Annotated in this window: 19 protein-coding genes; 4 read left to right on the forward strand and 15 right to left on the reverse strand. The window is 53.5% G+C overall.

Translation table 11 applies throughout. The features are described from left to right. Positions 1–5 precede the first annotated feature (5 nt). Positions 6–311, reverse strand: a complete 306-nt coding sequence (locus INT84_RS21750) for a LapA family protein (RefSeq protein WP_194208425.1) — start codon at positions 309–311, stop codon at positions 6–8. 151 nt (positions 312–462) lie between these two features. Next, positions 463–1,227, reverse strand: a complete 765-nt coding sequence (gene pgpB / locus INT84_RS21755) for a phosphatidylglycerophosphatase B (RefSeq protein ID WP_194208426.1) — start codon at positions 1,225–1,227, stop codon at positions 463–465. Between the two features lie 181 nt (positions 1,228–1,408). On the opposite strand from pgpB, the gene ribA reads away from it, so the two are divergent. Then, complete coding sequence (gene ribA, locus INT84_RS21760; protein WP_194208427.1) at positions 1,409–1,999, forward strand: GTP cyclohydrolase II; 591 nt, start codon at positions 1,409–1,411, stop codon at positions 1,997–1,999. Between the two features lie 325 nt (positions 2,000–2,324). Here the strand turns inward: ribA and acnA are convergent, their stop codons facing one another. The 5 genes from acnA to topA form a co-directional block, all read right to left on the reverse strand. After that, the gene (gene acnA, locus INT84_RS21765) at positions 2,325–5,000 is read right to left on the reverse strand and encodes an aconitate hydratase AcnA (RefSeq protein ID WP_194208428.1); all 2,676 of its coding nucleotides are present in this window, start codon (positions 4,998–5,000) and stop codon (positions 2,325–2,327) included. Positions 5,001–5,156: 156 nt separating this feature from the next. Beyond that, entirely contained in the window at positions 5,157–5,255 is a 99-nt protein-coding gene (gene ymiC / locus INT84_RS24285; protein ID WP_228066400.1) for a small membrane protein YmiC, read from the reverse strand. Positions 5,256–5,362: 107 nt separating this feature from the next. Then, entirely contained in the window at positions 5,363–5,491 is a 129-nt protein-coding gene (locus tag INT84_RS21770) for a YmiA family putative membrane protein (protein WP_228066401.1), read from the reverse strand. A gap of 292 nt (positions 5,492–5,783) precedes the next feature. Then, positions 5,784–6,758: an HTH-type transcriptional regulator CysB gene (gene cysB, locus INT84_RS21775; RefSeq protein ID WP_176918174.1), complete on the reverse strand. Its 975-nt coding sequence runs from the start codon at positions 6,756–6,758 to the stop codon at positions 5,784–5,786. Positions 6,759–6,944: 186 nt separating this feature from the next. Further along, on the reverse strand, positions 6,945–9,542 hold the full coding sequence (topA, locus tag INT84_RS21780; RefSeq protein WP_194208429.1) for a type I DNA topoisomerase: 2,598 nt from the start codon (positions 9,540–9,542) through the stop codon (positions 6,945–6,947). 399 nt (positions 9,543–9,941) lie between these two features. Between topA and INT84_RS21785 the strand changes: the two genes are divergently transcribed. Next, positions 9,942–10,193 (forward strand): YciN family protein, encoded by a 252-nt coding sequence (locus INT84_RS21785; RefSeq protein ID WP_176918176.1) that lies wholly within the window; start codon positions 9,942–9,944, stop codon positions 10,191–10,193. Between the two features lie 45 nt (positions 10,194–10,238). Here the strand turns inward: INT84_RS21785 and sohB are convergent, their stop codons facing one another. Next, positions 10,239–11,285, reverse strand: coding sequence for a protease SohB (gene sohB, locus INT84_RS21790; protein ID WP_194208430.1), 1,047 nt, complete (start codon positions 11,283–11,285; stop codon positions 10,239–10,241). Positions 11,286–11,517: 232 nt separating this feature from the next. Here sohB and INT84_RS21795 point away from each other — a divergent pair, with 232 nt between their 5' ends. Both INT84_RS21795 and cobO read left to right on the forward strand, forming a co-directional pair. Further along, the gene (locus INT84_RS21795) at positions 11,518–12,279 is read left to right on the forward strand and encodes a YciK family oxidoreductase (RefSeq protein WP_194208431.1); all 762 of its coding nucleotides are present in this window, start codon (positions 11,518–11,520) and stop codon (positions 12,277–12,279) included. Further along, on the forward strand, positions 12,276–12,866 hold the full coding sequence (gene cobO, locus INT84_RS21800) for a cob(I)yrinic acid a,c-diamide adenosyltransferase (protein WP_194208432.1): 591 nt from the start codon (positions 12,276–12,278) through the stop codon (positions 12,864–12,866). Before INT84_RS21795 ends, cobO begins: the two co-directional genes overlap by 4 nt. Before the next feature lie 39 nt (positions 12,867–12,905). Here the strand turns inward: cobO and rluB are convergent, their stop codons facing one another. From rluB to INT84_RS21835, 7 genes are all read right to left on the reverse strand, one after another. Further along, positions 12,906–13,781, reverse strand: coding sequence for a 23S rRNA pseudouridine(2605) synthase RluB (gene rluB / locus INT84_RS21805; RefSeq protein WP_194208433.1), 876 nt, complete (start codon positions 13,779–13,781; stop codon positions 12,906–12,908). Positions 13,782–13,963: 182 nt separating this feature from the next. Continuing rightward, entirely contained in the window at positions 13,964–15,874 is a 1,911-nt protein-coding gene (locus INT84_RS21810) for a transcription antiterminator (protein WP_194208434.1), read from the reverse strand. A gap of 7 nt (positions 15,875–15,881) precedes the next feature. Continuing rightward, positions 15,882–18,515, reverse strand: a complete 2,634-nt coding sequence (gene mngB / locus INT84_RS21815) for a mannosylglycerate hydrolase (protein WP_194208435.1) — start codon at positions 18,513–18,515, stop codon at positions 15,882–15,884. Between the two features lie 31 nt (positions 18,516–18,546). Then, positions 18,547–19,653, reverse strand: coding sequence for a PTS fructose transporter subunit IIC (locus tag INT84_RS21820; RefSeq protein WP_194208436.1), 1,107 nt, complete (start codon positions 19,651–19,653; stop codon positions 18,547–18,549). Then, positions 19,650–19,988 (reverse strand): PTS fructose transporter subunit IIB, encoded by a 339-nt coding sequence (locus INT84_RS21825; RefSeq protein WP_194208437.1) that lies wholly within the window; start codon positions 19,986–19,988, stop codon positions 19,650–19,652. The genes INT84_RS21820 and INT84_RS21825 overlap by 4 nt, the downstream gene beginning before the upstream one ends. After that, positions 19,985–20,446 carry a PTS sugar transporter subunit IIA gene (locus tag INT84_RS21830; protein ID WP_194208438.1) on the reverse strand — a complete coding sequence of 154 codons (462 nt, stop codon included), beginning with the start codon at positions 20,444–20,446 and terminating at the stop codon, positions 19,985–19,987. Before INT84_RS21830 ends, INT84_RS21825 begins: the two co-directional genes overlap by 4 nt. A gap of 284 nt (positions 20,447–20,730) precedes the next feature. Further along, positions 20,731–21,351 (reverse strand): L-threonylcarbamoyladenylate synthase, encoded by a 621-nt coding sequence (locus INT84_RS21835; RefSeq protein WP_176918186.1) that lies wholly within the window; start codon positions 21,349–21,351, stop codon positions 20,731–20,733. Position 21,352 lies beyond the last annotated feature (1 nt).

Raw genomic sequence — 21,352 nt, forward strand, 5'->3', positions numbered from 1 at the left:
AATGATTATTCCTTCGCTACCGGTACGCCCGGCTCTGTCGGCGCTGGCGTGCTCAGGGTTTGATTTTCCAGACGCTTGAGTCTTCGTTCAGCATACAGCAGCGAGACGCGAAGGCGCAGCCAGAACAGGCCGCAGATTAACCAGCCGATGGCAAAGCCCGCAGCAAAGAGCGCTGCCAGCAACGTGGAGATTCTGAACTCTCCCTGCGCCAGCAAATAGTTGAAAGTCACCACCTGATCGTTTTGAGCACCTAACGTGACCGAGATGACGAAAATCGCTAATACCAATAAGAAAATGAGTAAATATTTCACATTACTTCCCGTTATGTGGTGTGAGCGTTTAAATAGTATGCAGCCTGGCGCTTCCAGCCTTATAAAGTACCATTTTCATGCTATAGACGAAATGGAAAAGCGTCACACCAGTGCTGGATTTAGGGGCGAATGAACAGATTTTCAACCCTTCTTAGCTTTTCTGCTCTCGTTCTTTGATTTCCCGGGCTTCTTCACCCGGTGGCGTCAGCGGGCCGCAGATACGCTGTGCCAGCCAAACGGCGACGGTTACCAGCAGCCAGGAAATCAGGGTCGCGACGACCAAATCGCGCGGCCAGTGCATCCCCAACATCATACGACTCCCCATCACCGCCGTGGCCCAGAGCAACAATACGGCGATGGTGATCCGGCGACGACGCGGCCATAACAGCCCTACGCCAAGCAGTGCCCAGCTTGCGGCAAAAAGCGTGTGGCCTGACGGAAAGGCAAAACCCGTCTCTTTTTGCCAGTGTTTACGCAAAAAAGGAGGGATATTGTCCTGTTCTGTCAGCAATTCTTTCACCATCTCGCCGCGTGCTTTACGTTTTAAAGTGTAGAACTCATCCACCGGAATATGATGGGTTTTTTCCAGCCACAGCACAAAGGGTCGTGGCTCCTGCACCTGCTGTTTCACCCACGATTTCGCTCCCTGACCGATGAGGATTGCGCCTGCGAGGATCGCAAACAGCATAATGGCCGGACGTAACCGAAAACGCAGACACCAGAAAAACCAGCCGCAAAGCACCACATGGGTAATAATCCCCCAGGGCTGAGTGACCGTTTCAGTGATCCAGTAGAGCGTTTTTAACCACCCGCTCGCCATTCCCGGCTCCCATCGCCATCCTGAGAGCCACACCGCAACAGGCATGATGAGTAAAAATGCTGCGCCTGCTGACGTGCGCCTGGCAATGGAAAACATACTCTCTCCTTTTAACGTGGTTGCACAAATCATAACTGAAATTCAGCGTGGCGGCGCGGATAGCGCGTTTGTTCGCTTAATGTGCGTTCAAAATCGGGTAATTAGGAGAAGTTGAAAACATTGTGGCAAAATAGCGACATACAGAAGGCACGCAAGGTGCCCGCATAATCTGGAGAATCACATGCAGCTTAAACGAGTGGCAGAAGCCAAACTGCCAACCCCATGGGGCGATTTCCTGATGGTGGGATTTGAAGAACTGGCAACCGGGCAGGATCATGTTGCCCTGGTCTATGGCGATATTTCCGGGCAGACGCCGGTGCTGGCGCGGGTCCATTCAGAATGCCTGACCGGTGATGCCCTCTTCAGTTTGCGCTGCGACTGTGGCTTTCAACTGGAAGCCGCGTTAACGCATATTGCCGAAGAAGGCCGTGGCGTGCTGCTTTACCATCGGCAGGAAGGGCGTAATATTGGGCTGCTGAATAAGATCCGCGCGTATGCGTTGCAGGATCAGGGCTATGACACCGTGGAAGCCAACCATCAGTTAGGGTTTGCTGCCGATGAGCGCGACTTTACGCTGTGCGCCGATATGTTCAAGCTGCTGGGCGTGGATGAAGTTCGCCTGCTGACCAACAATCCGCTGAAAGTCGAAATTTTAACCGAAGCGGGAATTAATATTGTCGAGCGAGTTCCGCTGATTGTCGGCCGTAATCCAAATAACGAACATTACCTGGATACCAAAGCGGCGAAGATGGGGCATTTGTTGGGTAAGTAGGTTGTGGCACGATGGTTGAGCGTGTTGCGGGAATCCGGGTGCGTACAGAGAGTCAATAATGGCTCCGGTGAGTGATTGTGCCGGGTGGCGATGCTGGTGCATCTTACCCGGCCTACAAACCCTACCATATCAGCGAGTTACACTATTATCGTAGGCCCGGTAAGCGCAGCGCCACCGGGCATCAGGGCGCGGTGCTGACGCCCATACCGGATAATGCCGGGTGGCGGCTTCGCCTTACCCGGCCTACAAACTCCACAATATCAGCGAGTTACACTATTATCGTAGGCCCGGTAAGCGCAGCGCCACCGGGCAGTTTCACAGCCGGTCAATTAAGCATATTACGGATCACGTAGTGCAGGATCCCATCGTTCTGGTAATAGGTCAGTTCCGTCGCCGTATCAATACGGCAACGGCAATGAATCACCTCAGACGAGCCATCCACCCGCGTCAGGTTTACCGCAATATCCGCGCCGGGTTTGATGTCCTGCAAACCGGCCACATCAATACGCTCCTCCCCGGTCAATCCCAACGTTTTACGCGTCATGCCCTGCGGGAATTCCAGCGGTAAAATGCCCATCCCAATCAGGTTAGAACGGTGAATACGCTCGAAAGACTCCGCGATGACCACGCGAATACCAAGCAGTCGCGGCCCTTTTGCCGCCCAGTCACGGCTGGAGCCGGAACCGTACTCTTTCCCGGCAACCACTGCCAGCGGCGTACCTTCCTGCTGATAGCGCATTGCGGCATCATAGATTGATATCACCTCGGTCCCTGGCAGATGACGCGTCATTCCCCCTTCAACGCCGGGCACCATCTCGTTGCGAATACGGATATTGGCGAACGTGCCGCGCATCATCACTTCATGGTTACCACGACGCGAACCGTAGGAGTTAAACTCGCGGCGCTCTACGCCATGATTTAACAGGTAGCGTCCTGCCGGGCTGTCCGGTTTAATGCTGCCCGCCGGAGAGATATGGTCGGTAGTGACCGAATCGCCAAGCATCGCCAGGATCCGCGCACCGTGGATATCCTCAACCGGTTTTGGCTCGGCCAGCATATCCTCAAAAAAAGGTGAAAGGCGAATATAGGTTGAATCACTCTGCCAGCCGTAAGTATCCGAGCTTTCCACCTGGATCGATTTCCATTCCGGCGTGCCCTCAAAAACTTCCGCGTACTCTTTGCGGAACATCTCCGTTGAGACTTCTTCTACCGCACGGGCAATCTCACGCCCGGTCGGCCAGATATCCTTGAGGTATACCGGATCGCCTTTGCGATCGTGGCCCAGCGGGTCGGTAGTCAGATTGATGTTCATGTTTCCGGCCAGCGCGTAGGCCACCACCAGCGGCGGCGAGGCCAGCCAGTTGGTTTTAATCAACGGATGAATACGCCCTTCAAAGTTACGGTTGCCGGAAAGGACAGCGCCGACCGTCAGATCGCCCTTCTTGATCGCCACTTCAATCGGTTCAGGCAGCGGACCGGAGTTGCCGATACAGGTGGTACAGCCGTAGCCAACGAGGTTAAAGCCTAATGCATCAAGGTAAGGTGTCAGACGTGCGTGGGCTAAATAGTCAGAGACCACTTTCGAACCAGGAGCCAGCGACGCTTTCACCCACGGCTGACGTTTCAGCCCGAGCTTAACGGCTTTTTTCGCCAGTAATCCTGCGGCCATCAGCACGCTCGGGTTGGAGGTGTTGGTGCAGGAGGTAATCGCGGCGATAGCCACCGCGCCGTCAGGCAACTGATACTGATGCCCGTTCAGCGTATAGTCGACGGCCTGGCGATCTTTATGCGAGGTGTTGACTTCCAGCTCGGCGCTGGCGGCAAACGCATTGGGGACATTGCCCAGCGCCACGCGATCCTGAGGACGTTTCGGCCCGGCCATGCTGGCTTCCACCTCACCCATATCCAGTTCGAGGGTGCTGGTAAACACAGGTTCGTCACCGGTATTTCGCCACATCCCCTGCGCTTTGGCGTAGGCTTCAACCAGTTCAACCTGCTCATCGCTGCGCCCGCTCAGACGCATGTATTCAAGGGTCACGCCGTCAATCGGGAAGAAACCGCAGGTTGCACCGTATTCCGGAGCCATGTTAGCGATTGTGGCGCGGTCGGCGAGCGGCAGGGAATCCAGCCCGTCACCGTAAAACTCAACAAATTTACCCACCACGCCATGCTTACGCAGCATCTGGGTGACGGTCAACACCAGGTCGGTGGCGGTAATGCCTTCGTTCAGCTTGCCGGTCAGTTTAAAACCGACCACATCGGGGATCAGCATTGAGACGGGTTGACCCAGCATCGCGGCCTCTGCCTCAATTCCCCCGACGCCCCAGCCCAGCACGCCAAGGCCGTTGATCATCGTGGTATGGGAATCGGTGCCGACCAGCGAGTCGGGATAGGCCACCCACTCTTTATCCTGTAGCTCACTCCAGACGGCTTTTCCGAGATACTCAAGGTTGACCTGGTGGCAGATGCCGGTGCCCGGCGGAACGACGCTAAAACGGCTAAAGGCCTGCTGGCCCCAGCGCAGAAAGATGTAGCGTTCATGGTTACGTTCCATTTCCAGGCGCACGTTCTCGCCAAAGGCATCATCATCACCAAAATGATCGACGGTCACCGAGTGGTCGATCACCAGATCGACAGGAGAAAGCGGGTTTACTTTAGCGGTATCGCCACCGAGGCGTTTGACGGCTTCGCGCATCGCAGCCAGATCCACCACCGCCGGAACACCGGTGAAATCCTGCATTAACACCCTGGCGGGACGCCAGGCAATTTCGCGGTCGGCGTGGCCAGTTTTGAGCCATCCGGCCAGCGCGTGAATATCGTCGGCGGTAACAGAATCATCATCCTGCCAGCGCAGAAGGTTTTCCAGTAACACTTTCAGGGACTTGGGGAGACGGGTAATATCTCCCACTTCTTTTGCAGCCAGCGGCAAACTGTAAAAATGCCAGGTTTTATCTTGTAACGTTAATGTATCCTTACTGGCTTCGCGTAGGGTTAACGACATAGCTCCTCCTTAATGACAGGGATTGCGATTCCCTGATTTTTTCCAGGGTTGCATTAAAGATAACACAAACATGTCGTAACGTTTTGATAACAACTCAAATTGATAAACGGCGGGAAATGAACAAGAAAAACCCGGCAGAAGCCGGGTCTTAGAAGATTAGTAAGTTAACATCCAGGCCAGTTGCGCCCAAAAGAGCACAGAGAACGACAGGACGCCCAGCCATGACCAGTATTTTGTATCGCTATTGTGATTCATCTTTTACACCATAAGAGTGATTTGTTGCCCCTGTCCTTGCGGGCAGGGCTTATATTGCTGTGGTGTATTTTTATAATGTTATTAAAGACGCACATTCAGGGTTTGAGTTAACCCCAGAATTTCCAGATTAGCAGCGCCAGCGCCACCCAGAACAGGGCCGAACCTACGAAGACGGCCCGCCACGCTTTGCGCTTGAGATCCGGCTCTCTTTTCGGCTGATCGCTCCCAGATGACATGACTAACCTCGTAAAATCGGTACTACTTATCATTTTCAGCACCAGCAATCGGCGTAAGCAATCTTAATTGAGATAAATCCTAATCAAAATTCGCAAAAAAATCCAGTGAAATTACCCACTGGATCAATGGAATTATTCAATCTTTTGACCTGAAATAAATAATCGAAATGCCAAACTGGCGGGATGACAAAATTGTTACTACTTTGTTAAGTTTGGGCGGGCAAAGGCGGGGAGATAAGGCTTAATAACAACAAGGCCTCTCCGATGAAGAGAGACCATCGTCAGCAATAGATCACTTTTCAGGCAATTTGATGTCTTTAAACATCTCTTCAATGTCTTCATTGGAACGCAATGCCACGGCAGTATCGACCACGTCGCGCGTCAAATGTGGGGCAAAGCGCTGAATAAAATCATACATGTAGCTGCGCAGGAACGTGCTGCGGCGAAAGCCAATCTTGGTGGTGCTGTGGCTAAAGACACCGTGCGCATCCAGGCGGACCAGGTCGGGGTCGGATACCGGATCCACCGCCATGCTGGCAATCACCCCCACTCCCAGCCCCAGCCTGACGTACGTTTTGATAACGTCCGCATCGGTGGCGGTAAACACGATACGCGGGGTTAATCCGGCGCGGTTAAAGGCCGTATCCAGTTCCGAACGGCCGGTAAAACCGAAGGTATAGGTCACCAGCGGATACTGGGCCAGTTCTTCGATAGTGACTGAAGATTTGGAGGCCAGCGGATGCTCCGGCGTCACCACAATCGAGCGGTTCCAGTGATAGCACGGCAGCATGACCAGATCGTCGTAAAGATGTAGCGCCTCGGTCGCAATCGCAAAATCGGCATTGCCTTTCGATACCGCCTCGGCAATTTGCGTCGGCGATCCCTGATGCATATGCAACGACACGCGCGGGTAACGTTCGATAAAACCTTTGATGACTCCGGGCAATGCATAGCGTGCCTGAGTGTGCGTGGTCGCAACATACAGCGAGCCTTTGTCCGGCCAGGTATGCTCTCCGGCAACGGATTTGATGGCGTCAACCTTCGACAGCACTTCGCGGGCAATGCGGATGATCTCCTGACCGGCGGGGGTCACCTGAGTCAGATGTTTACCGCTGCGGGCAAAAATCTGGATCCCCAGCTCATCCTCCAGCATCCGGACTTGCTTACTGATGCCAGGTTGCGAGGTATAAAGCCCTTCCGCCGTGGAAGAGACGTTGAGATTGTGGTTGACCACCTCAACGATATAGCGAAGCTGTTGTAGTTTCATGACGCGCCATCCCGGTAAACGCAGGGTCAATCGCTTAAGACGATTTAAGACTAAAAAAGGAGCTAACTATAACCACTATATCATTTATAGCCACACTGTATAGATATGATTAAAAAATAATAATGAGAAATATAAAAGGGCCGACAAGCGGCCCTTTTGAGAGAGTTTACAGCGAGATACTGAGAGTTACTTCTTCCCTTCCACCCACTTACCATCGATGAAAAAGGCCGACCAGCCGGTCGCTTTGCCCTCTTTCTCAGCCGCAACATACTGCTGTTTAGTCTTACGGCTGAAACGGACGACCGTTTTGTTGCCTTCAGGATCCTGCTGGGGCGCATCGGCCAGATACCGCAGTTTCTCCGGCATACGATCGCGGAAGCGGTACAACTCCTCCACCAGCGGCGCACGCGTTTCGCGTGATTTCGGGAAGGTGTTGGCCGCGAGGAAGACGCCAGCCGCCCCGTCACGCAGAACAAAGTAGGCGTCCGATTTCTCGCACGGCAGTTCCGGCAGCGGTACCGGATCTTCCTTCGGCGGAGCCACTTCGCCGTTACGCAGGATCTTACGCGTGTTCTTACACTCTTCGTTGGTGCAGGCCATGTATTTGCCAAAACGCCCCATCTTCAGGTGCATTTCAGATCCGCATTTTTCACACTCAACAATCGGGCCGTCGTACCCCTTGATGCGGAACTCGCCCTCTTCGATCTCATAACCGTCGCAGGTCGGGTTGTTACCACAGACATGCAGTTTGCGTTTCGGATCGATCAGGTAGCTGTCCATCGCGGTGCCGCATTTCTGGCAGCGATGTTTAGCGCGTAACGCGTTGGTTTCCGCATCGTCGCCTTCCAGCACGTTGAGAACTTCGTTTTCCGGCACCAGGTTAATGGTGGTTTTGCAGCGCTCTTTCGGTGGCAGCGCATAGCCGGAACAGCCGAGGAAAACGCCGGTGCTGGCGGTACGAATACCCATTTTACGACCGCAGGTCGGACAGTCGATGCTGGTCAGCACCATCTGATTGGGCTGCATGCCCCCTTCAGTCGGATCTTTCTCTGCTGTCTGAAGCTGTTCGCTGAACTCGGCAAAAAAGATATCCAGCACCTTCTGCCATTCGGCTTCGTGGCGGGCGACCTGATCGAGCCGGTCTTCCATTTGCGCGGTGAAATCGAAATTCATCAGCTCGCGGAAATTATCCTTCAGGCGGTCGGTAACAATCTCACCCATCTTCTCGGCATAAAAACGGCGGCTTTCAACCCGCACATAGCCACGATCCTGGATGGTGGAAATAATAGAGGCATAGGTCGACGGACGACCGATACCGCGTTTTTCCAGCTCTTTAACCAGCGAGGCTTCGCTAAAGCGTGCCGGCGGCTTGGTAAAGTGCTGTGCCGGGATGATATCGATCAGCGACAGCTCATCGCCCTGATTAACCGCAGGCAGAATACGATCTTCATCACCCTTACGCAGCGCAGGCATGACTTTGGTCCAGCCGTCAAAACGCAGGATACGACCGCGCGCTTTCAGGCGGAAATCACCGGCTTTTACAGTTAGCGTGGTGGAATCGTACTGCGCAGGCGTCATCTGACAGGCCACGAACTGACGCCAGATCAGCTGATACAGCTTCTGCGCGTCGGTTTCCATGTCTTTCAGGGCGTCCGCTTCAACCGCTACATCGGAAGGACGAATGGCTTCGTGCGCTTCCTGAGAGTTGTCTTTACTGGCGTACTGATTCGGGTCCGCAGGCAAGTATTTTTTGCCAAACGTATCGCCAATGTAGCCGCGTACCATCTCCACCGCATCCTTACTCAGGTTGGTAGAATCGGTACGCATATAGGTGATATAGCCCGCTTCATACAGACGCTGCGCCAGCATCATGGTTTTTTTCACCCCGTAGCCCAGACGGGTACTCGCCGCCTGTTGCAGCGTGGAGGTGATAAACGGCGCGCCGGGCTTGCTGCTGGTCGGTTTATCTTCCCGTTCCAGCACGCTGTAGCGGGCTTTTTCCAGCACGCTGACCGCCGCCATGGTGGTCTCGCGGTTTACCGGACGGAACGGTTTGTCATTCTGATGCGTCACCTGAAGCGGCAGAGAATCGCCGCCTGGGGTAGCAACATTGGCATCTACTTCCCAGAACTCTTCCGGGACAAACGCTTTGATCTCACGCTCACGCTCAACCACCAGACGCACGGCGACGGACTGAACACGTCCGGCCGACAGGCCACGGGCGATTTTCTTCCACAGCAGCGGAGAGACCATATAGCCCACCACGCGGTCCATAAAACGACGCGCCTGCTGAGCGTTAACACGATCGATATTCAGCTCACCAGGCTTATCAAACGCCTGGCGGATCGCATTTTTGGTAATTTCGTTAAACACCACACGACTGTAGCGTTTGTCATCTCCACCGATCACTTCCCGCAGGTGCCAGGCAATGGCTTCCCCTTCGCGGTCAAGGTCGGTTGCGAGATAGATGTGGTCGGCTTTTTCAGCCAGTTGTTTCAGTTCAGCGACAACCTTTTCTTTCCCCGGGAGCACTTCATACTGCGCCTCCCAGTGATTCCACGGGTCAATCCCCATGCGGTTGACGAGCGCGCCGCGTTCATCCTTTTTGGGCTTTTTGGCCGTTTTGGTGGAGGCAGAGTCAGCGCTCTTTTTGGCGGCTGAGCCACTGGTCGGCAAATCGCGGATATGACCGACGCTGGATTTCACCACGTAGTCATTACCCAGATACTTATTGATCGTTTTGGCTTTTGCCGGGGACTCAACGATAACGAGAGCTTTACCCATATTCACCTTTACCTAATTTGATTCTTCCAGGAATACATCGCACGTTGATTCACGTACTGAAGACAATGAGCCGTTGATATTGCGACTCGTCCAGCAGAGATCAACCCCTCAGCCCAACAGCCTGAAACGAACGTTGTCACAGGTGGCTGAGTTACATCGCTTTTCTAAGCTACGGTGATATAGCACGACGAACTTTCGGTCGAATGTCAAGCAAATCTGTTGCCAGATTATCGAAAGGGTCTCACTGTACCTGATAAAATACGTTACGCAACTTTATTAGCATGCAAAAACAAATCCCGCCAGCCGATAGCGCTGAGGATCCCCCTGTTTTTCTGGGGGAATATTTGCCCGCGAGCCGCGCAGGACGTAGACTATCGCCAGTTTGCTAAGGAGTAAAAAATGAAAAGTGAAACTCAACCTATCGATCGTCAGACGCTGCTGGCAAAAGCAAATCAGCTTATCCGCGAGCATGAAGATACGATGGCGGGCATCGAAGCCACGGGGGTGACCCAGCGTAACGGCGTGCTGGTATTCAGCGGCGAGTATTATCTTGATGAGCAGGGCCTGCCGACCGGCAAAAGCACCGCGGTATTTAACATGTTTAAATACCTGGCGCATGAGCTGTCAGAGAAATATCACCTGGTCGATTAGTGCGGTCTAAATGCGCCGGGCAGCGAATGCCGCCCGGCCTGACCATCAGTTCAAAGGCTGTTGCCCACGCTGCCACCAGCGCAGCAGCAGACGATCGGCACTCTCTGCCGCGCTGCCGGTAAAGCGGTCCATCAGTTTTTTACGTTGCAGGAAGCGGACGTTCAATACTTCTCGCCCTTCCATCAGCCCCAGCAGCAGTTCATCGCTGGTACTCACGGCGTCGACCAGACCATTGCCCTGCGCCTGGGTGCCGTACCAGTGTTCACCGGTTGCCACCTGCTCAATGTCCAGCGTCGGGCGCATCCGCTTAACGAAATCTTTAAACAACACATGCGTTTCGTTCAGATCTTCGCGGAATTTCTGTCGCCCTTCTTCGGTATTCTCACCGAGCAGGGTCAGGGTGCGCTTGTACTGGCCTGCGGTATGCAGTTCGATATCAATGTCTTTGCTCTTGAGGAAGCGGTTGAAGTTAGGCACCTGGGCCACCACGCCGATAGAACCAATAATCGCAAAGGGCGCGCTGACAATTTTATCTGCCACGCAGGCCATCATGTAGCCGCCGCTGGCTGCCACTTTATCCACTGCCACCGTCAGCGGGATCTGCCGGTCACGAATTCGCTGTAACTGAGAAGCCGCAAGCCCGTAGCCGTGTACCACACCGCCCGGACTTTCAAGACGTAAAACCACCTGGTCTTCCGGCTTAACGACAGACAGTACGGCGGTCACCTCTTCACGCAGCGAGTTCACTTCGTGGGCGTCCATACTGCCTTTAAAATCCAGCACCCATTCGCGCGGTTTGCCGGAAGCGGTATCCTGGCCCAGCTTGGCCTTCATTTTGGCGGCTTTCGCTTCCTGCTTACGCTTTTTCTTTTGCGCTTTATGCCACTGTTTTTGCTGATGCTCATCAAGCAGTGACGCTGACATATTTTCCTGCATCTCTTTGTACTGCTCGCTGAGATTCGTTACGCGCAATTCCCCACGCTGACGTTTGCGCTGCGTCAGATTGACAATCAGTACCGCAATAACGGCTATCGCCACGACCACCGTGACAATCTTTGCCAAAAACAGGCCATATTGAGAGAGTAATTCCACGCTTCCACCTTGGTTAAAATCATTTAACGTCTGGCCCCAGTGTACAACACCCTTTCCGCCTCGTCTCGGGTCGTCAGTTCTCGTTGCGAGGCGGCTTCAGAAAAATGTCCCCGCGAATGAAATGGTTGCAAAGTGTGAATGAGGCAGCATGCTCTCCCTCTGGCCGATTGAATTCACGCGCTTTTTAAGGCATAAACCCCTTTTATGACCCGCCGTAAGCAGGAGAAACGTCGTGCACTACCAACCGCAACGCGACTTACTACAAAACCATATCATCCTCGTCACCGGGGCCAGCGACGGCATCGGTCGTGAAGCGGCGCTGACCTACTCCCGCTATGGGGCAAGAGTGATCCTCCTCGGGCGAAATGAGCAAAAACTGCGTGCCGTTGCCGGATGCATTACGGAGGAAGGCGGCATACCCGCGGCGTGGTTTACCCTGGATCTGTTGACCTGTACGCCGCAGGCCTGTCAGCAACTGGCGGAAAAAATCGCAGTGCACTACCCCCGTCTTGATGGCGTACTGCACAATGCCGGTCTGCTGGGCGACGTGGCCCCGATGAGCGAGCAAAAACCGGAAGTCTGGCAGCAGGTGATGCAGGTTAACGTCAACGGCACGTTTATGCTGACTCAGGCATTGCTTCCTTTATTACTTAAATCCGAAGCCGGTTCGCTGGTATTTACCTCTTCAAGCGTTGGCCGTCAGGGTCGTGCGCACTGGGGGGCGTATGCCGCCTCAAAATTTGCCACTGAAGGCATGATGCAGGTGCTGGCGGAGGAGTATCAAAACGCGCCGCTGCGTGTGAATTGCATCAACCCTGGCGGAACGCGTACCGGTATGCGTGCCAGCGCATTTCCGAGTGAAGATCCGCTCAAACTGAAAACGCCTGCCGATATTATGCCGTTGTATCTGTGGTTGATGGGCGATGACAGCCGCCGTAAAACCGGCATGACCTTCGATGCCCAGCCGGGGCGCAAACCGGGAATATCACAATGAGTGAACAACGCTATCAGCAGCGCCAGCAACGGGTGAAAGATCAGGTTGATACCCGCGTGGCCGCGGCGCAGGATGAACGCGGCATTATTATCGTCTACACCGGTAATGGTAAGGGCAAAACGACCGCCGCCTTCGGCACGGCTACCCGCGCCATCGGCCACGGAAAAAAAGTTGGCGTGGTGCAGTTTATTAAAGGCACCTGGCCCAACGGCGAGCGCAATTTGCTGGAGCCGCACGGCGTTGAGTTTCAGGTGATGGCGACCGGTTTCACCTGGGATACACAGGATCGCGCTGCCGATACCGCCGCCTGTCTTGAGGTCTGGCAACACGCCCGGCGTATGCTCGCCGACGACTCGCTGGATATGGTGCTGCTGGATGAACTGACCTACATGGTGGCCTATGATTATCTGCCGCTGGAGGAGGTGCTTAACGCGCTTCGCGCTCGCCCGTTACATCAAACGGCGATCGTCACCGGTCGCGGGTGTCATCGGGATATTCTGGAGATAGCCGACACCGTCAGCGAACTGCGTCCGGTGAAGCATGCTTTTGATGCGGGGATTAAAGCGCAGATGGGAATAGACTACTGACAAAACTGGCCCGCAGCGTGATGCCACGGGCCACAGGATTTAACCGTTGCTGCGCGTGCCGCCAGAGCGACGACCGCCGCCCACCTGGCTGTGGCGTTTTACTGCCCGGCGGATCTGGTTCGCTTTCATCCGGCGACGATCTTTCTCCACCGCCACTTTGGATTCGGTTTCTGGCTTCAGGCCCACCAGCTCACGCAGATAGTTGGTCTGCGGCAAATCCAGCTCGGTATAGCCACCGCGCGGCAGACCTTTCGGCAGCGGAATATCACCGTAGCGCACGCGGATCAGGCGGCTAACCTGCACGCCAACTGCTTCCCACAGGCGACGCACTTCACGGTTACGGCCTTCGGTCAGCGTGACGTTATACCACTGGTTGATGCCTTCGCCGCCGCTAAATTTAATGGTCTTAAACGCTGCCGGACCGTCTTCCAGCTGCACACCGCGACCTAGATCGCGCACTTTCGCGTCATCGACCTGGCCGAATACGCGCACAGCATATTCGCGTTCCACTTCACGGCTTGGGTGCATCAGGCGGTTCGCCAGTTCACCGTCGGTGGTGAATAACATCAAACCACAGGTGTTGACGTCCAGACGACCTACGGCAATCCAGCGCGCGCCGCGCAGCTTCGGCAGGCGGTCAAATACGGTTGGACGGCCTTCCGGATCGCTACGGGTGCATAGCTCACCTTCCGGCTTGTAATACGCCAGCACGCGACAAATTTGTTCGGCGGATTCTTTTACCGAAATAAGATGACCATCAAGGCGAATTTTTAACGCGGGAGTCACCTCAACGCGATCGCCGAGGGTGGCAATTTTACCGTCCACGCTAACGCGTCCGGCTTCAATGATGGATTCGATTTCACGACGGGAGCCGTGGCCGGCACGCGCCAGCACTTTTTGTAGCTTTTCGCTCATAGAGCTTTCCTTTAGGTGTCGCCTTCCCAGGCGTCGGCTGGATAGTTAAAGTCTTTTAAAATCAATAAATTAGCTTGATTTAATGCGTGCCATTATACGCACTTTTCACGCCATTGTAACCTCTTTTATGTTGCCGATAAAAACAGGGTATTTAAGGCAATTATATCGCCAGATGTCCCGGCCTATAAAAAATACTTTTGCGAGATCGCCATAAATTCCGTCCAGGTTGTACATTGACTGAGTCGGTCTATTACGTCGTTGTCCAGTATATTGGTTAAATAATCATAGATATGCATACTGTCAATAAACGCATCCTCGCTGATGGCCAGCATAAAAACCAGCTTTACTGTTTTACCGGGGTCCCATTCAATGCCCTGCGGAAATATAGCTACGGTCACCATGGTACTTAATGCCACCAGCCCCAGCGGGTGCGGGATAGCGAGCTTTTCATCGAGTAACGTTGAGGCGCGGGCCTCGCGTTCCAGCACCGAGGGCAGGTAATGTTCATCCACCTTCCCTTTTATTCTCAGGTGCGTTGATAATAGCTGGATAACACTCTCTTTACTGTAATCCGCCTCCGCCATAATAAAAAAATGCTCAGCCGAAAAATAATTCAACATGGTCACCGGAGTGACGTTATCCGCCAGCAGATAATATTTTATCTTTTCCAGTTCCCACCGCTCAGGCAGCGGACTCAGACTAATTACCTGCCGGTTTTTTTCTTCAATAGGGGCCATACTAATGACGATATCTTCTTCGATTGAGGCCAGTGCGTGATACTGCTCCACGGACAGACATTGCGAAATAGTGATATCTGCATAGGCCTTAACAATCTTTTGGCAAACCAGCCGGGTTGATGCCATGCCCTGATCGCTGACCACCAGAGCGCTAATTTTCTCATTCGCCGAGCCATAACCAGGCGTATCGAGGATCGCCCCAATATGCATCACCAGATAGCCGATCTCATCGTCATTGATGGTGGCGGTGAAAAAGTGCTCCAGTTCGCTGAAGGCCGCCAGCGTCATTTCATACATCAGCGGGTAATGGCGTTTAATCTGCTCGATCAGCGGGTTGACGATCGTAATGCCATTATTGATTCTGATGCGCATCGCTTTAATATGATTAAGAAGATTTTTACGCATCGCCTCATCATAGTTAACCTCGCAGAACCACGCCGTGCTGATATAACTGAGGAAATGGTGCATCACAACCCGCTCGGTGTCGTAAAACCCTACCTCTTCCATATGGTCGGGCAGCGCCGTACAGAAGGCAGCAAGGTTCATCGCCAGAAAATGAATTTCGCCCTCTGGCAGCGTTTTCTGCGGTTCGGCTAACAACAGGGGTAACAGTTCGCCCGCCGCGCTGCGCCATCCAGGTTCGCAGTGCGCAAAGTCATAGTCAAAAAGCCAGTGCTCATGCTGTATACGCTCGCGGATAATCCCGCACATCAGGGTAAAAAAACGCAGATTAACGTCGCTGAATATAAAGCCATGCCCCGAAAAATAGTGGCTGAGGATTTTTTTGATCTCCTGCATGGTGACAGGCGAACAAAAAATATCCTGATATTCCTCTTCCGCCTCGCGGGCGCTCAGCAGATGTTCGTAAAGGCAACGCCGAAGCGACAGTTCGCTTCCCTCCAGACGGAAGCAGTCCCCACCTTCTGCAATAATCGTTATCTCATACAGGGCAAAATGGCGCTTCAGTAAGGAAATATCATTTCTGAGGCTGTAGATGCTGATAAACCACTCGGCCTCCAGCGCGGCGAGCGACAGGCCGTGGCTTTGCGCCAGCAGCGCGGTAAGTAACGCGCGCCGCCGCTCGCTGGCGGAACGAATGTCCTTCCAGGGACGGTGCGCGTCATCCACCAGGCGTGCCAGATTCTCCTCGTCATCCACCTGAATGAGTACGCCCTTTTTTCGATCGTAAATAAGACGGTTGCCAGAGGCGCAAAGGAGAGCGTTAATTTCTTTCAGATCGCTGCGAATGGTGCGTGTCGACACATTCATTTGCAGGGCAAGGGATGCCTGGGTGACGTTCCCTTTCACAACCTGAATAAAAATATCTCTGATCCGCTTATGGCTAAACCGTCTCATTTTGTCTTCACTCTATTTCGACATAGCACGTCTGAACATCGGCAGGGTTGAGAACCGCTTTTTCCGCCATTGGCGTTCTCTCATCCAGCATCACGTTTTGCGCCTTAGCGACGGGTGGAATTCGCACTACGCGATCCAGGTTGGGATTATAGAAGCGCAGGATATAACCCGGTCCCTGCTCCGCGCATTTGACCGTGCTGACCAGCGCATCATCCGGCCCACACGGCAGCGTGAGCAGGCTGTATTCCACGGGGTAGTCGCGTTCAACATCGCTAAGACAGAAGCGCAGGCGACCGTTGAGGAAGTCGCTGTCCTGCCACACCGGAAAGGTGGTCAGCCAGGTTTTAGAGACGCAGGCCGATTGCGACGCCGTAAACGTACCGTGGTATATCCGCCAGGCGAAGGTGAACGAGCGTTTGCCCGGCAGTTGCGCGTCCGGGGTTTCGACCACGGTTTCGCCCGACGCGCGACCTGGACGGTAGAGCAGATTTTCTTTGCCCATAAAGCCAAAAGTGCGGAACAGGGTGATGGCAATCGTGTCGTAATGCTCGCCGACAATTTCATACTCACGCACTCCGTTAGTGTGGAGGCTAAAACCATGCTCATCATCATGCACATTGACGTAGCTCTGCATAGGTTCGATGGCAACAGGTTTCTCCTGCCAGTGTTCGTCCTCCCAGACCTCAAGCGCGGGACGGTATTCGACCGGCCGTTTTACCGCGCCGAAAAGCTGATCGGCGCAGGACATTTTCGCCATAATATCGGTAGCAAAATGCACGCAGAGCCGGTGGCTTAGCACGTTGTTATCGACATCAACACTGAAGCGGATCAGGTCGTCGTGTTGCAGGGAGACGTTCACCGAGATGTGCATTTCTGCCGTCGCGTTGCCTTTCGCCCGCTGCGCAAGATCTTCCGGCACACGGAGCACATACTCAAGCCTTAGCGACTGCTGCAAATCACTTCGCTGACAGCGCTGGTTGACCAGGCAACCTTCGGAAGTGATGATCATATCTTTACGCGGTGGCGAGTAGTTATAGGAATCCCCGTCATCGCCATTGTCGACAAAGCACATTTGACGCGCGTAACGCTTGCCGGTTGGCTTATACACGATGGTGAGCAGGCCATTATCTTCCACGTCAATGCGATAGTACGCGTTGTCGATGCTGCGGGGGCGGTCGGTAACCACCTGACGTGCGCCGTCGCCACTAAAATCCAGATGCCAGCGGGTGTAACCGAGGGCGGGAAGCTCGCGGCTATCGACCGTCAGGCGCGTGCGGAACACTTTTTCAGGCCGATGCCAGGCCTCTCCGGGGTTAAGCCTGATTGTCTGATTTAACACATAGTCCGTCAGATCCTGTTGCTCCTCAATAACGTATGGCAGCGCCCTGCCCGCGGCATCGCGAAGCGTAAAGGGGATGCCCGGCAGCCAGGCTTCAAAGGTGATCTGTGGCGATGACGGGTGGGTTAGCGGATTAAACACCGTGAAAGTAAAATCATGTTCCCGTGGGATGCGGATGCTGATCAGGCGCGTATGCATCTCCAGCAGATGAGTGGCTAAATCGCGGGCTTGCTTGTAGCGGAAGCGCACATCCTGGTTGGTTTCATCGCTATTACAGCCACCGATGCTGTCGTGTGCCGCGTTAAAAAACATCAGTTTCCAGATATCGGCAACGATACGGGCAGGATACTCATTTCCCAGACTGCGGCTTATCGCCAGTACCGGCTCGAGGGTATTAACCAGCAGGGCTTCAATTTCATTGTTAAGCTGTTTCAGATCCGCCCGGCATGAAAAAATGGTTTTGTGGATCCGCGAGTGCTTACCTTCGGTCAATTCGCCCCGCAGTACGCGGGCATCACCGCCGACCTCGTTTTCCAGCGTCTCTACAAAGGCCAGCGGGCTATCAATCACATAGTGCCGCTGCGCGTCGCATTCATTAAATTGCTTCACCAGCTGCGGTAAATTTTCCCTGACCGGAGCCTGATCGAAACCGTGTGGCCAGAGCAGATGCGTGCGATTGCTGCGCGCTTCAATCGGCGACAGTTTGTTGTTCAGAAACCTCACCATCGTCTCAGGCGTTTCATCAAGCAGACCACCGTAGTGGTATCCCCAGGGCATCTGTACGGCAAAGACCCGATCGCTATTCTCGCCCTGCCAGAAAAACTCGGTTTCGTGCAGGGTGTTATCCGCTATGCCTCGCCAGAACAGCGCATGTCTGATGCCGAACTGACGATAAATCTGCGGCATGTTACCGCCCTGACCAAAACTGTCGGGAACGTAGCCTAATAACATCGTCCCGCCATGCGCCCGGGCGATCTCCATCCCGTACCAGAGATTTCGCACCACCGATTCCTGATGGACAACCAGCTGATCGGTTTGCGTATACCACGGGCCGACAAGCAACCGTTTTTCAGCGATCAGCTGCGATAATCTGGTGCTATCTTCGGGTGCCCACTGGAGATAACTTTCCACCAGCGCGCTTTGCGCATCCAGCAAATAGCAGGGGAAATCAGGATTATTTTCCAGGATGCGGATGACATTTTTAACATGATTGAAAAGATAAACCCTGGAGCGCGACGAGGTGAAATACCACTCCTGATCCCAGTGAGTGTGACTATAAATATGTACTGTCTTATTCTTCATAAGAAACTCCCTATCATTGTGCCGCAGCGAGTTAATCAAATTTAATGTCGATCTCTTCCATCACATCGCTTTCTTTGGCGGTTGATTCCGCTTCATCATCGTTAAAGTTCACCAGCATATTCGCGCCAATGGCGATAACGGCAGTGCCTACCAGGGCACCGATAAAATAGGCCCAGGGATTACCGACGGTAAGACCACCGTATAATCCGCCCAGCGGCGGCATAATGGGATAGGCTTTAAACAGGGCAACGCATACTGCACCAAGAACTCCCGCTAATACGTTAATGGGAATAAGCCGCGCCGGGTTTTTCAGGGTGAACGGAATCGCCCCTTCGGATATACCGAGGATGCCCATGATCACCGCCCCATTACCCGCCTCTTTCAGCGTCTGACTAAAGTTATTCGGGCGCAAAAACCGCGCCGCCGCGTAACCGAGCGGTGGAATAATAATGGCGACGTTGACCAGAATGGCAGGCAAATAAACGCCGCTGAGAAAAAGCACGTTCGCCGTACCCCACGCGGCTTTATTTACCGGCCCACCCAGATCAAAGCAGATCATGCCGCCAAGCACCGCCGCAAGGAGCACGGTGCTGGTGCCATCCTCGGACATGGACTGCACCCACGCCATAAGGGTGATATTAATCCAGCTCAGGATATCGCCCAGCAGGAGCCGCATAATCAGCACCTGCAAACCAACGGTAATAAACGGCAGAATAATAAGCGGAACCGACGAGGCTGCCGAGCCTTCAATACGGATTTTGCGCGCCACCCATTCCGAAGAGTAGCCCGCCAGTAAGCCGCCTAAAATCGCGCCCAGAAACCCCGACCCGGTCAGAGAGGCAATTAATCCGGCGGTGAAGCCCGCGGCTAACCCTTTTTTACCGGCAATCGAGAATGCCACATAGGCACCCAGAACATAGTTCATCAGGCCGATGATTTTGAAACCGATATCCTGGGTTAAATAGAGCCAGTTTTTAATTCCCTCACTGTCGGCAAAGGCATCCAGATTGGATTCACCAAACATCAGGCCAATAATTTTAGCCACCGCCACCATTAATGAACCGGCGATAATGATCGGCAGCGCATAGGAAATGCCGGTCATCAGATGATTTTTAATCTCATTCAGCGTTTTTTTCATGATTTGCCCTTCCCTGACGCATTTCGCGCGGCAACTGCGCTCACGCATTTAGTGATGACCTCGGCGGCGTGTCCCACGCACTGACCAATTTTGACCCGGATAATAACTTTGCCGTGAAAACGTTCCTCCTCTTCAATCGCGCGATCTGCTGCAATAATCACAAAATCCGCTTCCGCAACCTCCTGGGCCGTAATTTTGTTGAGGATCCCCATCGCGCCTTGCTGTTCGATTTTTACCGTATGTCCCAGCCGTGACCCCTCTTTCTCCAGCGACTTTGCCGCCATTGGCGTGTGAGCCAGACCGGCAATACATGACGTGACGCCGATAATATTCATGCTTCCTCCTGAACTGGAATTCGCAATTGCATAAACTGGAATAATTCCTCTTCGTCTGACGCAGAAAATAATTTCTCTCTGAATTCATCGTCGACGATTTGACTGGCAAGACTGTTAATAATCTGTAAGTGAAGAACCTTCGCGCCGGACTCGGGCACCAGCAGCCCAAATACGATCTTAACGGGAAGCGCATCCAGACTTTCCCAGTCGATCGGATTGATGAGGCGAATAAAAATCACCCCGGCCTGAGAGACATTGGCGGTTTTGGCATGGGGAATTGCTATCTGACTTTCGAACCCCGTTGAATACTGGTTTTCCCTCGCCCAGAAATCCGCCTCTATTTTGGCCGCATCGCTTGCCCACCCCTGCGATACCGCATGTTGGGCGAGGAAATGGAAAATCTCTTTTTTATTACTGAACGTCTGATTAAGAAAAATATTCTGTTTCGCAATGAGCATCTGTGGCTATCTCCATTTGCATCGTCGGTATAGTGACTGATGAACAGAATAAACCGTTTTCTAAACCGATACTGACAGGCAGTTTCCTCGGCAAATGGAAATGAATTATTCAGGCAGGGAGAAAAAAGTGAGTTAGCTCAAATAACGGCAGGACTTTGTGATATATCTCATAAAATCCACGACGGGGACGCGTCATTTTTTTGCAACGGTGAGTGGGATATGGCGGGTTTATTTAACAGAAAAGCGAAACGGCAGGGAAAATGTCGCTGCCGTTGAAAAGCTGATTACAGAAAAGGGCTGACGTCGCCCACGCCTTCGCGCAGGACCACCGGCGAATCATCGGTCAAATCAATCACCGTCGTCGGTTGCTGGCCGAGATAGCCACCGTGAATAATCAGATCCACCACCTTCTCCAGACGATCTTTAATTTCTTCCGGATCGGACTCGGTGAAATCACTGCCCGGCAGCATTAGCGACGTGGAGAGCATCGGTTCACCCAGCGTCTCAAGCAGCGCCAGCGCGATAGGGTTAGAGGGAACGCGCAGGCCGATAGTTTTACGCTTCTCCTGCAACAGACGACGCGGCACCTCTTTGGTGCCTTTGAGGATAAACGTGTAGTTGCCCGGGGTGTTGTTTTTGATCAGGCGAAACGCCACGTTGTCGACGAACGAATAGGTCGACAGCTCAGACAAATCGCGGCACACCAGGGTAAAGTTGTGGCCGTTGGGCAGTTGACGAATGCGACAAATACGCTCCATCGCACCTTTATCTTCGATTTTACAGCCCAGCGCATAGCCGGAATCAGTCGGATAGACAATGATGCCGCCTTTACGAACAATCTCTACCGCCTGATTGATCAGGCGTGGCTGCGGGTTATCCGGATGGATATAAAAAAACTGACTCATA

The sequence above is a fragment of the Superficieibacter sp. 1612_C1 genome (assembly GCF_015234305.1).
Classification (GTDB): domain Bacteria; phylum Pseudomonadota; class Gammaproteobacteria; order Enterobacterales; family Enterobacteriaceae; genus Superficieibacter.

Coding starts and splice junctions, on each gene's coding strand:
- INT84_RS21835 (WP_176918186.1), bottom strand. CDS start 21,351: ATGAGTCAGTTTTTTTATATCCATCCGGATAACCCGCAGCCACGCCTG.
- INT84_RS21825 (WP_194208437.1), bottom strand. CDS start 19,988: ATGAATATTATCGGCGTCACGTCATGTATTGCCGGTCTGGCTCACACG.
- acnA (WP_194208428.1), bottom strand. CDS start 5,000: ATGTCGTTAACCCTACGCGAAGCCAGTAAGGATACATTAACGTTACAA.
- rluB (WP_194208433.1), bottom strand. CDS start 13,781: ATGAGCGAAAAGCTACAAAAAGTGCTGGCGCGTGCCGGCCACGGCTCC.
- cobO (WP_194208432.1), top strand. CDS start 12,276: ATGAGTGAACAACGCTATCAGCAGCGCCAGCAACGGGTGAAAGATCAG.
- mngB (WP_194208435.1), bottom strand. CDS start 18,515: ATGAAGAATAAGACAGTACATATTTATAGTCACACTCACTGGGATCAG.
- INT84_RS21810 (WP_194208434.1), bottom strand. CDS start 15,874: ATGAGACGGTTTAGCCATAAGCGGATCAGAGATATTTTTATTCAGGTT.
- INT84_RS21785 (WP_176918176.1), top strand. CDS start 9,942: ATGAAAAGTGAAACTCAACCTATCGATCGTCAGACGCTGCTGGCAAAA.
- INT84_RS21770 (WP_228066401.1), bottom strand. CDS start 5,491: ATGTCATCTGGGAGCGATCAGCCGAAAAGAGAGCCGGATCTCAAGCGC.
- ribA (WP_194208427.1), top strand. CDS start 1,409: ATGCAGCTTAAACGAGTGGCAGAAGCCAAACTGCCAACCCCATGGGGC.
- INT84_RS21830 (WP_194208438.1), bottom strand. CDS start 20,446: ATGCTCATTGCGAAACAGAATATTTTTCTTAATCAGACGTTCAGTAAT.
- ymiC (WP_228066400.1), bottom strand. CDS start 5,255: ATGAATCACAATAGCGATACAAAATACTGGTCATGGCTGGGCGTCCTG.
- topA (WP_194208429.1), bottom strand. CDS start 9,542: ATGGGTAAAGCTCTCGTTATCGTTGAGTCCCCGGCAAAAGCCAAAACG.
- INT84_RS21820 (WP_194208436.1), bottom strand. CDS start 19,653: ATGAAAAAAACGCTGAATGAGATTAAAAATCATCTGATGACCGGCATT.
- cysB (WP_176918174.1), bottom strand. CDS start 6,758: ATGAAACTACAACAGCTTCGCTATATCGTTGAGGTGGTCAACCACAAT.
- pgpB (WP_194208426.1), bottom strand. CDS start 1,227: ATGTTTTCCATTGCCAGGCGCACGTCAGCAGGCGCAGCATTTTTACTC.